General features: G+C 65.6%; 7 protein-coding genes. 3 read left to right on the plus strand and 4 right to left on the minus strand.

From position 1 onward, the window contains the following. Window positions 1–10 precede the first annotated feature (10 nt). The 3 genes from IAU68_RS10170 to IAU68_RS10180 are packed head-to-tail and all read left to right on the plus strand — an operon-like array spanning window position 11 to window position 4777. Window positions 11–1402 (plus strand): hypothetical protein, encoded by a 1392-nt coding sequence (locus tag IAU68_RS10170; RefSeq protein WP_171193772.1) that lies wholly within the window; start codon window positions 11–13, stop codon window positions 1400–1402. A 20-nt stretch (window positions 1403–1422) separates the two neighbouring features. Continuing rightward, a complete protein-coding gene (locus IAU68_RS10175; protein ID WP_171193773.1) occupies window positions 1423–2403 on the plus strand; it encodes a glutamate ABC transporter substrate-binding protein in 981 nt (326 codons plus the stop codon). Beyond that, the gene (locus IAU68_RS10180; RefSeq protein ID WP_171193774.1) at window positions 2396–4777 is read left to right on the plus strand and encodes a serine/threonine protein kinase; all 2382 of its coding nucleotides are present in this window, start codon (window positions 2396–2398) and stop codon (window positions 4775–4777) included. The genes IAU68_RS10175 and IAU68_RS10180 overlap by 8 nt, the downstream gene beginning before the upstream one ends. A 100-nt stretch (window positions 4778–4877) precedes the next feature. Here the strand turns inward: IAU68_RS10180 and IAU68_RS10185 are convergent, their stop codons facing one another. From IAU68_RS10185 to pta, 4 genes are all read right to left on the minus strand, one after another. Beyond that, window positions 4878–7250, minus strand: coding sequence for a hypothetical protein (locus IAU68_RS10185; RefSeq protein ID WP_171193775.1), 2373 nt, complete (start codon window positions 7248–7250; stop codon window positions 4878–4880). Between the two features lie 9 nt (window positions 7251–7259). Next, a complete protein-coding gene (locus IAU68_RS10190; protein WP_187767825.1) occupies window positions 7260–11078 on the minus strand; it encodes a Rib/alpha-like domain-containing protein in 3819 nt (1272 codons plus the stop codon). Window positions 11079–11232: 154 nt separating this feature from the next. Continuing rightward, window positions 11233–12438: an acetate kinase gene (locus IAU68_RS10195; RefSeq protein ID WP_171193777.1), complete on the minus strand. Its 1206-nt coding sequence runs from the start codon at window positions 12436–12438 to the stop codon at window positions 11233–11235. Then, window positions 12439–13785, minus strand: a complete 1347-nt coding sequence (gene pta / locus IAU68_RS10200; protein ID WP_171193778.1) for a phosphate acetyltransferase — start codon at window positions 13783–13785, stop codon at window positions 12439–12441. Window positions 13786–13841 lie beyond the last annotated feature (56 nt).

Here is a 13841-nt window from a genome sequence, read left to right on the forward strand (position 1 = left end):
TTATTGCGGAATGGTGCGGGCGCTGGAGACGACGAGCGAGGATGCCTGGCTCGACGAGCTCGAGCCGCGACAGCATCGCGCCCGTTTGTCCGACAGGCTGCAGGGCAGGCTCGCGCGCCCGGTGCACATGGGCCGGCGCGGCAAGGCGTTTTTGGAGACCACCCCCGGAAAACTCATCGCGATGATGGTGGTTCTAACAATGTCGCTGCTCGCGGCGGGCATGTCGATGAGCCAGTCGATGTCCATGCGCAACCAGTCGCTGGACACGGTGCTCAACGCCACGGAGCCGATGAGCGCGGCGGCGCACCTGCTGTCCACATCGCTGCTGCGCGCGGACACCATCGCCGCCGGGTCGTTCGTGCAGGCGGGGCCGCTGTCGGAGGAGGACATGCGCACCTACACTGCGGCGATCGACCAGGCGGCCAGCTCCGCCTCCGAGATTTACAAGGGCGCGGTGGAGGCGGATTCGGCCACGAGCGACCGCATTGAGGAGCTGGTGGTCAACATCCAGCGCGACCTGCCGGTGTACTCGGCACTCAACGCGCGCGCCCAGGTGAATCAGCGCATGGGCAACCCGGTAGGCGTGGCGTACATGTCGCAGGCCAGCGGCATTATGCGCACCCGCATGTTGGACGCGGCGCAGGAGGTCAACGATCTGACCCGCCAGGACGTCGCCGACGAGATGCGCCGCCTGTCGCAGCCGCAGTGGTTCACGCTGTCGGGGCTGCTGGCGGCGCTGGCGTTTTTGGGCCTGGCGCAGTGGTGGTTGTGGTTGACGTTCCGCCGCCGCCTCAACCGGGGGTTCCTCGCCGCCACGCTGGCGGTGGTTGTGGCGGTCACGTGGGCGGGGGTGTCCAACTTCCAGTCGTGGCGCTCCGGCTCGGTGGATTACGAGCGTGCGGCGCAGCCGTGGGAGGAGCTCACCGCGGCGCGTATCGACGCCTTGGAGACCCGCACCGACGAAACCTTCGCCCTGCTACGCCGCGAGACGGTGTCGCACTCCATCCGCGACTTCGAGGACACGTACGCCTCCGTCGCCGGGGCGGCCGGCACCGCGCAGGGCTACGGCATGAGCCAACCGCTTATCGACGACACCCGCACCCACTTAAACGCCTGGTCAAACGAACACGCCGAACTTGTCTCCGCGCTGAACACCGGCAGCTACGACCAGGCGGCGGCGTTGCTGGGCTCGCGTGGGGCGTCAGGCGGCGAGGCGTCCTTCCGCGGGCTGGATGCGAAGTTGGCGGAGTTGATTGCGTCGTCGCGCGAGTCGACCCGGCTCTACATTGCGGAGTCGTTGGATGCGACCCGGCGCGTCTCGGCGGCGGTGGCGTTGCTGTCGCTGTTGGCCGTGGTGGCGATTTGGTGGGGTATCCGCCGCAGGTTGGGTGAGTATCTGTGAAACGACTTTTAGCTGCGGTAATGGCGCTCACGCTCACCTCCTGCGCCGCCCCGGATGATGCGGAGACGCGGGTGTCGGCGACGATTGCCACCCCCTGGCCGACCCGCGAGATGGTGCCGTTGCCGCCCGGCGCGCAGTTGGACCCGGCGGCCGGCCCGCCGGAGGACCCGTTCACCCCGCGGGAGCTGGATTGGGCAGGCTCGATCAACCCCCGCGGGGAGAGTGCCGAAGAGTCGACGCCGAACCTGGATCGGATCCGCCAGCGTGGCCGGTTGATTGTGGGCATTGACCAGTCGTTGTACCTGTTGTCGTTCCGCGACACCGCGAGCGGCCAGTTGCAGGGCTTGGAGGTGGATTTGGCGCATGCGATCGCCAACGACATCTTCGGTGGGGAGGACGACGCCCAGGTGGATTTCCGCTTTGTCGATTCGGCGACGCGTACCGAGGCGCTGAATTCCGGGGAGGTGGACGTAATCATCCGCACGATGTCGATCACGCCGGAGCGCGCCGAGAAGATCGAGTTTTCCACTCCGTACCTGACGTCGCGGGTGCGGGTGATGGTGCCGAATGACCGGGGCATCGATTCGATCGCCTCGTTGAAGGACCACACGGTGTGCATCGTCGACGGCACGAACCTGCTGCGAATCGCCCAGACCTACGCGGCGGAGTCCGATATTTTGCGCACCCGCTCCTGGTCGGATTGCCTGTTGGCCACGCAGCAGTTCCGGGCGGACGCGATTGTTGCCGACGACGCCATCCTCGCCGGTCTCGCCGCCCAGGACCCGTACGCGCGGATCTTGTCGGGTTCGTTCGCCACCCAGTACTACGGTGTGGGCATCCAGAAGGGCCACGACGACCTGGTCCGCCAGGTCAACAGCACGCTCGAGCGGATGCGAAACGACGGGAGCTGGAGCGCGCTTTACGACGAATGGCTCGGCGGGTCCATCGCAGAATCGTCTCCGCCGCCGCTGCGGTACCGGAAGGAGGAATCCGATGGCTGACGATAAGGACCAGCCCACCGAGGCGGTCGCCTTCGATCCGTTCGCGGACGATGATGACGACGCCCCTGGCACCGAAGCGGTCGCCTTCGACCCGTTTGCCGACGATGACGACAACGAGGACTCCGACGCCGCGTACGCCGGCCTCGGCGAAATGGCCGGGCTGCTCAAAGACCTGGACAAGTTGCGGAAAGGGTCGGGGCGGGAAGATACGTCGCAACGCTCCCGCCAACTCGCGCTGGATACCTTCCGCGAGCGCCGCGGCACCAGGCGCGCGAGCCGCATCATCGCCGACGGCATGGTGGAGCTGCCATGGGTGGAGCCGACAGAGCCGAAGGATGCGCTGATCGACCCAGAGCCGGCGGTGGTGAACAAGGGCATTGCGCCGCCAGTGCTGCACCCGGGCGACATCGTGGCCAGCCAGTACGAGATCACCGGCGTGATCGCGCACGGCGGCATGGGCTGGATCTACCTCGCCCAGGACCACCACGTGGCCGGGCGCATGGTGGTGCTCAAGGGCCTGCACTCCACCGACAACCCGGACGAGGCGGCGGCTGCTGCGGCGGAGCGCGAGTTCCTCGCCGACATCACCCACCCGGGGATCGTGAAGATTTTCAACTTCATCGACGACCCGCGCGTGCCCGGCGGCTTCACCGTCATGGAGTACGTCGGTGGGCCGTCGCTTCGGGCGAGGCGGAATTCGTCGTCAAGCAATGTGCTCGAGCCGGACGTGGCCATCGCGTACATCCTCGAGGTGCTGCCCGCGCTGGACTACCTGCACTCGCGCGGGGTGGTGTACAACGACCTGAAGCCGGACAACGTGATTGTCACCGAGGACCAGGTCAAACTCATCGACATGGGTGCGGTCTCCGGCATCGGCGCCTACGGGTTCATCTACGGCACGAAGGGGTTCCAGGCGCCCGAGGTGGCCACAGAAGGCCCGTCGATCGCCTCCGACGTGTACACGGTGGGGCGCACGCTGGGCTCGCTGGTGGTGGACTTGCCTGACGACGACATCCCCACCCCCACCGACGAGCCCCTCTTCCGCCAGTACACCTCCCTGTACCGCCTGATCAAGCGTTGCTGCGACCCGGATCCCGCCCGCCGCTTCAACTCGATGGGCGAGCTGGAAAGCCAGCTGCTCGGCGTGCTGCGCGAAATCGTCGCCGTGCGCGACGGCCGCACATTCCCAGCGCAGCACTCGCTGTTCTCCCCGCAGCGCACCACCTTCGGCACCAAGCACCTTGTGTTCCGCACCGACCAGCTCATTGACGGCATCGCCCGCTCCGTCGGCATTACCCCACAGGAAGTCGTCGCCGCACTCCCCTCGCCGCTGGTCAACCACGACGACGTCGGCGCCGCCATGCTGCAGGGCTCCTCCTACGCCGAGCCGCGCGAGACGCTGGAAACGCTGCGCCAGGCGATGACCACCCCGCAGTACGAGCACTCCGTGGAAATCCCGTTCGGCGTCGTGCGAACCATGATCGACCTCGGCCTGACCAGCCAGGCCCGCTCCTGGCTGCTCACGCTTCGCGAGCGCTTCGGCGGCACGTGGCGCTTCGCATGGTACTCAGGTGTCGTGGAAACGCTGCTCGGCGATTTCCGCACCGCCACCGCATCCTTTTCCGAGGTGCTCAACCACCTGCCCGGCGAGGCTGCCCCCAAACTCGCACTCGCCGCCGTGAGTGAATTGACGCTGCAGGAGCAGGGCCTGCAGGAGCAATCGCTTCTCGACGACACCCTCGCCCGGTCCTTCACCACCCTCGACCAACGCCTCTTCGACATCCCCACCGCCTGCCTGCAGGACATGATCGACACAGGCCAGATGGATGCCGAATGGACCATGCGCTCGCTCGAGCCGCAGGCGTTGCGCTTCCACGCCATCCGCCTCTACGCCCTGGTGTGGCTGACCAACCCCACCACTGTGTCGTCGGCCTTCGGCCTGGCGCGCATGCTGATGCGGGAAGGTCAAGTCTCGCTCGCCCTCGGTGCCCTAGACAAGGTGCCGAACGCCTCGCGGCACTCCCGCATGGCGCAGCTGACTGCCGTGCTCTGCCTGGTCAATCCGTCCGCAGGGTCCTTCGACCCCACCGAGGAGCAGATTCGCGAGGCCGCCCACCGCCTGGACCAGATCCCCTCCACCGAGCCGCGGTTCCTGCAGATCAAGACGGTGGTCCTCGACGCCGGGCTGAACTTCTTGCTGGCCCACCGTGCATCTTCCAGCGCGGCACTGTTCGAATACCCCTTCACCATCCGCGGGCTGCGCCGGGGGCTGGCGCTCACGCTTCGCGCCCAGGCCCGCGTCGCTCCGTACGCGCAGCACCGCTACGCGCTGGTAGACATGGCCAACAAGGTGCGGCCCGCGACCTGGTTCTAGGGGCGAAATGCCAAATGGCGCATTCTGCATGGCACATTTCGTCGATTAGGCGTGAAATGTACCGTGCAGAATGCGCCATCTAGGCGACTAGCGCGAGTGGTTAGCCCATCGTTGCCGCTGCAGCGCCGCCAAGGCCCACCAGCGCGAGGATCGCGATGATGATGCCGACGATCGCGCCGACGTTGCCACCGCCGCCAGCTTTAGCTCCGGTCTGGTTACCGGTGGTGTCACCTCGCTGGGCGGCCGGCTTGTTCGCGCTCGGCTCCGGCGTCGGCTTGAACTCGGTGACCGCAGTGTTACGGCCCCCCGGCTGCGACGGCTGCTGGGTCGCGGTCGGGATCGGCGCCGCCTTGGACAGGGTCGGGGCCGCCGGGTCCTTCTTGGCCACAGTGTCCTTTGCGTCGGCAAGCAACGGCGATTTCTTCGCCTCGAGCTCCTTGACCAGCTTGTCCATGTCCTGGGTGGTGTAGTTCAGCACGGAGAAGTCGATCGTCTGGTCCTCGACCAGCTTGCCTTCCTCGTTGTACACGCGGAACTGCACCGGCATGGTGGAGCCGGTGTAGCCGGCGGTGTTAGCGATCGGCACCTCGACCGGGAGCTTCGAGTACTCGGTGATCGCACCCTCGACCGGGTATTCCTTGCGGAACTTGCCGCCCGGGTAGTTCACCTGGAGCGTGAACTTGTGCAGGTCGATGCCCACGTTGGCCAGCTCGATGTTGACCTTCGAATCCGAACGGTTGGCGATGATGACGTTCTTCTTTTCGTTCATCACACGCAAGCCGGCCTTGCCGTTGTTCTGCTCAGCGGCCATGACCTCGAGGTCGCGCACGGTCGGGTTCTTCTTACCCAGGGTCTCGAGCGACTGCTCGTCCACACCAGTGCTGCCGTCGGCCTTCTTGATCTCGCCGTTGACCAGATCCAGGTTCTGCCAGTCGGCCTTGATGTCATAGGCGCCCGTGTAGCAGTTGCTGGTGCCGTTCAGGCAAGCCTGCGGGGTGGCCACGTTGTCGGAGGAAGATGAGTCCTTGTCCGAGTAGTCGAAGTGGCTGAACTGGTACAGGTAGTTCATCACCGAGACGTACTTCGGCACATAGGCGCTGTTCGGCTTTTCCACACTGGACGCGCCGGAGTGCGTCAGGCCGAGGTTGTGGCCGAACTCGTGCAGGATGGTGTTGCGCACCTGGTTCTGCGAGGTCATCAGGTAGTTCTTGGCCACGTAGAAGGCGCCGTCGGAGACCAGTGCGTTACCGGAGGACAGGTTGCCGCGATCCTGCATGTCGCCGATCACGCCGACGCGGAACACGCTCTGGCGCGGGCCGAGCAGATTCCTGCGGTCGCTCAACAGGCGGATACCGGGGACTTCGCCGTCGAAGTAGTACGGCGCGTAGTCCACGGTCTGGCCACCATGGCGCTCGATGCCGGGGATGTTGCTGTAGTAGGCGCCGGCGTCGATGTGCAGGTTGTAGCCCTTCTTGTCAAAGAGGTCCACAAGGTCGTTCAGCGTCTCACGCGACGGGCGGTACACGTTCGTGTTCGCGCGGGAGCACTCGAGGAAGCGCTCGAAGTCGGCTTCGGTCGGCGCGAAGTCGCGCTTTTCGGAGCAGCCGTTGGTCTCCCACTCGGACTTCATCCAGTTGAGCTGGAGGAACAGGTCTGGACGACCCGGGTCCGCACCCCAGCGGTGTAGCGGCAGCGCTGTGCCGTCGGCGGCGGTGTAGCCGTTGAGCTCCCACTCGTCCGGGAAGCCGTCGCCGTCGGAATCCTGCAGCGCCTCGGAGGCGTTGCCGCTCACGGTCGCGGTGGCTTTCAGTTCACCGCCTGCCTGGACGGACTGGCTCCACTTCGCGGCCTGGAAGCGGCCGTCGTTGTTCGCCCCGTTCACCGCGCTGGCCTGGCTGTCGCCGGTGCCGATGGCGTCGGCTCCGCCATAGCGCGTTTGCAGGTTGTAGCGGCCGCCGACGGACAGATCGTAGCCGGTGTCCTCCTGCTTGGCGGTGATGTCGTAGTCGTACGCCATCAGGCCGGTGGTCAGGTTCAGCCCGAGGCTCTGGGTGGAACCGGAGACGTTGCGCAGCTTCACCTCGACGTCGACCTGGTCCGGGGTCACGGTGAAGGTGCGGATGACCTCCACGCCGTTGGCGGTGTGGGTCATGGTGATGGTGTCGGTATCGCCCTCGGAGGAGGACTGTACGGCGGTCGCGTCGCCCGCGAACGGCAGCTTGGAGCCGCCTGCGAAGGCGTCGAGGTAGAACGCGGTGGACATGGTGCCGTACGACGGGTTGTTGTACGTCAGCCACGACACGCGGCCCTTGTTCACCTCGACGCGCTGGAACCCCTCGACAGCGTTGGTGACAGCGTCGACGGAGAAGCTGCGCTTCTGCTCGATGACCGCACCGGCCTGCGTCGGCACAACGAGACCAGCGCCGAGGCTCGCGACGACCGCGGCCGCAGCAACTTTGTTATGTACTCGCATGTTGTGTCCTTACTTCCACCAGACCAGGAAATCCTGGAAAAATTCACGGTTATCGTACAGCGCTTTATTCGCCGCGCCCAACAATCCGAGCGCCGCAAGCAGCGCCGGGATCCACACGAACGCGGAGTTGCCCACGCTCGAAGAGCTCGAGCTTGAAGACGACCCCACCGACGAGCCCTCCGACGACCCGTCCGACGAACCACCATCCGGCTGGGTAACGGTGTCGTGGTCCCGCACGGTGATCCGCGCAGACGTTACAGCACGCGAACCGTCGGCAAAGGTGACCTCGACCGGGACATCGCGGGTGCCCGCCAGGGCGCTCGCCTGCGCGGTGACGGTCAAGGCACCGGTGGCCGGGTCGATCGCCAGACCCAGGCCCGGAACCGGGCTGACCAGGGAGAACGTGCCCGGCGCGTTGTCCGGATTCAAGGTGACGCTCTCACCGGGGTTGATCTCGGCGGGCGCGTAGGTGACGTCGGCAAGCGCTGCCTGGCCGCGCACGACCGTCGCCGGCACGTCCATGATGCGCTGCGAGCCGTCCGGGAACGTGACCACGACCGGGATCAGCGTTGCCAGCGTGTCCGCGCCGCTGCTCGGGTGGGAGGCGGTGACGGCGCCGGTGCGCTCGTCGACAAGCACCTGCCAACCAGGGGCATCGAACGACGCGGCCAGCGCGAACGTGACACCCTCCGGAGCCGTGGTCGGTGCGACGGTGACCGGCTCGCCACCTTCGGTGAGCTTGATCGGCGCCCAGGACACGACCTGGCCGCTCGCGTCGGAACGGGTGGCCACAGGCACGACGATCTCCTGCGTGGAGCCGTCCGGCAGCACGAGCTTGATCGGCACGTCGAACGGGGCGTTCGCGGGAGCGTCCGCCGGCACCACAATCTTGATCGCGCCGGTTTCCGGATCGACCTCGACCGGCAGCGCGGTCAGACCGTCGACCTCGAACGTTGCGCCCTCCGGCAGGGAGCCCGTCGGGTAAATGAGGATGTTGCCCTCGGAGTCGTACACCGGCTGGCTGTAGTTGGAGCCCTCGACGGTGTCCGCAAGCGTGGTGCCGGTCAGCGCCTCGATGTGGACCATAGTGGTTTCACCGTGCTGGCGTCCTTCCTGGTCGATGGTGCCGTCGGTGTACGTCGCGCGAATTGGAATGTCGATCGGCTGCGGGTTCTCCTCCGGCGCGGTGGCGAGGATCTCGCCAGTCTCCAGGTTCACGCGAATGTCCCAGCCCTTGAAGTCCGCAGTCGGATCCGCCAGCGAGAGTTCCGTCTGGTTCGGTAAATCTGCGATCTGCTTAATCGACACCGTGCGGCCCGGCTGAGCACCCTTGCCCTGCTCGTAGACCGGCTGGTTGGTCTGGTTCAGCGGCGCCGGGTCGGCAAAGAACGTGGCGACCGCGGTGTCAGTCGTGCCGTCCGGGTAAGTCACGAGAATCTCAACCTCGATCGGCGCGTCCGCAACCTGGTCGATCGGTGCGGTCACCGTCACCACACCGGTTTCCGGGTCGACGGACTCGTTGTACGGCTTGACGTCCGGGTTCGCGAGCGCGAACTTCGTACCCTTGAGCATCGGCTGCTTTGCGTACTCCACGCCGTCGCGGGTGATGTTCGCGCGCGGCGGCTGGTTCGACGCCGTCTCGCCGGCGCGCAGGTAGTCGTCGTTGTACTCCGTCTCAACGCGCTTATCGTCCGCGTCCAGAGCAGTGACCTCGACGGTGATCGTATCGCGCTCACCGGTCGCGGTGGTAACGCCGAAGGAGTACGTGCCCGGCTCCGTATTGCGCGGCGGATTCACGTCGATGCGGCCGTCCTGGTTCACGGTCACCCACTCCGGCGCGTCCGCGTCAGCCGTGATCACGGCCGGCTCGTTCGGTTCGCGCGCCGGCTCACCGGTGGCAGTGTTGCCCGCCTTCACGGTGATCGGCGACCACTCGTAGTCGTCAGCCTGGTCGGTCGGTTCCGCTGGAGCAGGCTCGCTTGTCGACGACTCCCCCACCGTCGGATCCGCCGGCGTGGGCTCACCAGTGGTCGGTTGATCAGTTGCGGTCGGTTCCATGGTCGGCTCACCCGAGGTGGACGGCTCTGTCGTCGGCTGATCCGACGTCGACGCACCAGAAGTCGGCTCGCCCGAGGTCGACGGGTCCGTCGTGACTTCGCCCGAGGTCGACGGGTCCGTCGTGGCTTCGCCCGAGGTCGTCGGCTCGGCTGGAGTGGTCTCACCAGTCGTCGGCTCACCCGAGGTCGACGGGTCCGTCGTCGGTTCCGCCGGAGTGGTCTCACCCGAGGTGGACGGCTCACCCGAGGTCGACGGGTCCGTGGTCGGCTCGCCCGAGGTCGTCGGCTCGGCCGGAGTGGTCTCACCAGTCGTCTGCTCGCCCGAGGTCGACGGGTCCGTCGTCGGCTGATCCGAAGTCGGTTCCTCCGACGTCGACGGTTCGGTCGTGGCTTCGCCCGAGGTCGTCGGCTCGGCTGGAGTGGTCTCACCGGTCGTCGGCTCACCCGAGGTCGACGGGTCCGTCGTCGGTTCCGCCGGAGTGGTCTCACCCGAGGTGGACGGCTCACCCGAGGTCGACGGGTCCGTGGTCGGTTCCGCCGGAGTGGTCTCACCAGTCGTCGGCTCACCCGAGGTCGACGGGTCCGTCGTCGGCTCTGTCGTCGGCTGATCCGAAGTCGGTTCCTCCGACGTCGACGGTTCGGTCGTGGCTTCACCCGAGGTCGTCGGCTCTGCCGGAGTGGTCTCGTCCGAGGTCGCGGCCGGGTCCTTCACCGAGATCTTCACGCGGTCCTGCTGGACCTGCTCGTCCTTGGTGATGATGTCGACAACAGCCTCGTACTCACCCGGAGTTGTCGGCGTACCAGTGATCGTGCTGTTTTCGGAGTCGTAAGTGACACCGTCCGGCAGGCCGGACACCTCCACCGAGGCTGCGTTTTCGGTGTTGACCGGGATGTTCAGCTCCTGGCCTGCTTCGACCGGCTCCTGCGGCTCATCCGCGAGGTCCGCCTCCACCGGTGCCGGCAGATCCGCCGGATCCTTCACCGTGACGGTGAAGGTCTGCAGCAGGTCACCGCCGGCACCGACGTAGGTGGAACCATCCGTACCGACGAACTTCGCCGTGACCTCGTAAACACCGGCTTCCGACGGTGCACCCATGAGGTACACATGCTGGAAGCGGTTCAATGCGCGGGAATCGTCGACGACCATGCCCGGCGGGATGGTGTTTTCGTCGATAGCCAAGGTGTAGCCAGACGGGACGAACACGCCGCGCACGTGGATCGGGTTGGAATCCTTTCCCACCCAGAAGGTCGCGTCGTTGACCGGGTCGAAGTAGGGATCCTGCGCGAGCGTGACCGCGACCGGCAAGATCTTGGTCGAGTCGTCCTTGAAGGTGGCCAATACGTCAATCTGTCCGGACTGCGGAAGATCCTCGCCAGCATCCACGTTCGGGGTAATTGTCACTTCGCCGGTTTCGGGGTCGACAGAAGCGCCCCAATTCGGATCGGTGGAGCTCGCGATTTCGTAGGACACCGGCGGGTGTACGGTAAGCCTATTGACATTCGGGCTAGCAGTCGTCGTTTGACCGAAACGCACCGCGGTGGAGCGCGGGTATTTCACCAACGACCTCTGCGCCTCGGTACGCAATTGCGCCTGCGCAACGTCTGCCGATTCCGGCGCCAATACCGGCTGCACACCGCCCGCCACAAGCGATAGGCCGAGCGCAGTTGCCGCGATCGACGTTCCGCGTCGACGCGCGCTCGACACCTTCCGGTGCTGTCCGGCCATCTTCAATTCCCCTTTAATGTCGTATTCAGCCCGCAGTACGGTCATATCAATCGACAAATCTATCGCTTTTCGCAGTCGAATGACAACATAATTTCGCCCGAAAAACGGCATTTAAGCAGCTGCTTATCCGCTACCGCGAAACACAAACGCCGTGCGCAGGAATAACTGCGCACGGCGTTTACGGTGTCTCAGCAAAAAATTAGGACACTTGTGCAGCCACAGCGGCCGCCTTCTGAGCGATCGCCAGTTCCTCGTTGGTCGGGATTACAAGCACTTTGACCTTGGAGTCGTCGGTGGAGATCACGCGCGGGCCGTCGTTCGGCAGGTCGTTCTTCTCCGGGTCGACCTTGATGCCGTACATCTCGAGGTTATCTAGGGCGTCGAGGCGAACGTCCTTGTCGTTCTCGCCAACACCCGCGGTGAAGGTGATGGCGTCGACGCGGCCCAGCTCGATCATGTAGGAACCGATGAAGCGGCGCAGCTGGTTGATGTAGACGTTGTACGCCAGCCAGGCGTCGGTGTTTTCGTTGTCAATCATGGTGCGCAACTCGCGGAAGTCGTTGACACCGGACAGGCCCTTCACACCGGACTGGCGGTTGAGCAGGTTGTCGATCTCGTCGATGGACATGCCACCCTGGCGCACCAGGTGGAAGATGATGCCCGGGTCGATGTCGCCCGAACGGGTACCCATGACCAGGCCGGCGAGCGGAGTCAGGCCCATCGAGGTATCGATCGGTTTGCCGTTGGCCACTGCGGAGGCGGAGGCACCGTTGCCCAGGTGGAGCACGATCTGACGGGTGTGCATCGGATCGCGGCCGATCATCTCCGCAACCTGGGAGGAGACGAACTCGTGCGAGGTGCCGTGGAAACCGTAGCGGCGGATCAGGTTCTTCTCCGCGACATCGGCGTTGATAGCGTACAGCGCGGCAGCCGGCGGCAGATCGCGGAAGAAGCCGGTATCAAACACCGCGACGTGCGGGATGTTCGGCAGCAGCGCGCGGGCGACCTCTATGCCGTCGATGTTGGCCGGGTTGTGTAGCGGAGCCAGCGGGATAAGGTCGCGGATCATCTCGACGACCTGGTCGTTAATCAGCTCCGGTTGAGAGAAGACCATGCCGCCGTGGACCACGCGGTGGCCGGCTGCGACGATGTCGAGCTGGGTCGGGCCGATACCCTTGGCATCGAGGATCTTGAAGGTCTCCTGCAGGCCCACGCCGTGGGTCGGCACCGGCTTCTGCACGATGAACTTGTCGCCGTTGTACTTGACGGTGATGCGGCCCTGCGGCTCGCCGATCTGCTCGACCAGGCCGGAGACGAACGGGTCGTCGGATGCGTCGGCAGCCGGGTCGACAATCTGGAACTTGATCGAGGACGAGCCCGAGTTAATAACGAGTGCGTAGGACATTTACTTCGCTCCTGCCTGGATTGCGGTGATGGCGACGGTGTTGACGATGTCCGGCACGGTCGCGCCGCGGGACAGGTCGTTGACAGGCTTGTTCAGACCCTGGAGCACCGGGCCGACGGCGAGGGCACCGGCGGTGCGCTGCGCGATCTTGTAGCCCGCGTTGCCGGCCTCGAGGTCAGGGAAGATGAACACGTTTGCCTGGCCAGCCACCGGGGAATCCGGGGCCTTCTTCGCGCCGACGCCTGGGTCGCAGGCGGCATCGAACTGCAGCGGGCCGTCGATGGCGACGTCCGGCGCGAGCTCCTTGGCCTTCGCGGTGGCCTCGACGGCGCGCTCGACGTCCGGGCCGGCGCCGGAGGAGCCGGTGGAGTAGGACAGTACGGCGACCTTCGGGTCGATGCCGAACTGGGCTGCGGTCTTGGCGGACACGGCGGCGATCTCACCGATCTGCTCGGCGGTCGGGTTCGGGTTCACGGCGCAGTCGCCGAACGCCCAGAGGCGGTCCTGCATGACCATGAGGAAGATCGAGGACACCACGGACGCGCCCGGGGCAGTCTTGATGATCTGGAAGGACGGCTTGATCGTGTGGGCCGTGGTGTGGGCTGCGCCGGACACCATGCCGTCGGCAAGCCCCTTGTGCACCATCATCGTGGCGAAGTAGGAGACGTCCTGCATGGTCTCGCGCGCCTCGTCGAGGGTGATGCCCTTCTTCTTGCGCAGCTCCGCGAACTCGGCCGCGAAGTCCTCGAGGTGTTCAGATTCGAGGTGGTTGACCAGGTTGGCCTTGGACAGGTCCAGGCCCTGCTCGCTGGCGCGGCGCTGCATATCGTCGACGTCGCCAAGAATCGTGATCTGGGCAATGCCGTTGCGCAGCACCTGGTCGGCGGCCTGCAGGATGCGATCGTCCTCACCCTCCGGCAGCACGATGTGGGAGCCGGCGGCCTTGGCCTGCTCGGTGAGCTGGTTTTCAAACACGACCGGGCTCATGACCTGCTTGGCGTCAGTTGTGGCCGGTTCGAAGGTGGCGATGTCGCTTTCGCTAATCGACGACACCACGACCGCCCCAAGCTGCTCAATCCGGCGCTGCGCGAGCGCAGCCGTCTTCTCGTCGCCGGCAACCAGGAGCACCGGCACACCAAGTGCCGCGGCAAGTTCGGCGTCGAAGTTGTAGTCGCCAATGCCCTGGATGAGCACGGCCTCACCGGACAGGGCGCCGGAGTTGAACACCTCGGCGACATCGTCGCCTTCGGCGCGCACCAGATCCAGGTTCAGCCGGCTGGCGAGCTGCTGCAAATCCACACCGTCAAAGGTGCGGTTCGCAAGGGTTACGAGCAGGGACTGGGTCATAAGCTTCACCTTTCGTTGTTGGCAAACATCGCCTAGTTTACCGGTGCACTCGACAC

Origin of the sequence: Corynebacterium lujinxingii, from assembly GCF_014490555.1 — a bacterium.
Taxonomy (GTDB): domain Bacteria; phylum Actinomycetota; class Actinomycetes; order Mycobacteriales; family Mycobacteriaceae; genus Corynebacterium; species Corynebacterium lujinxingii.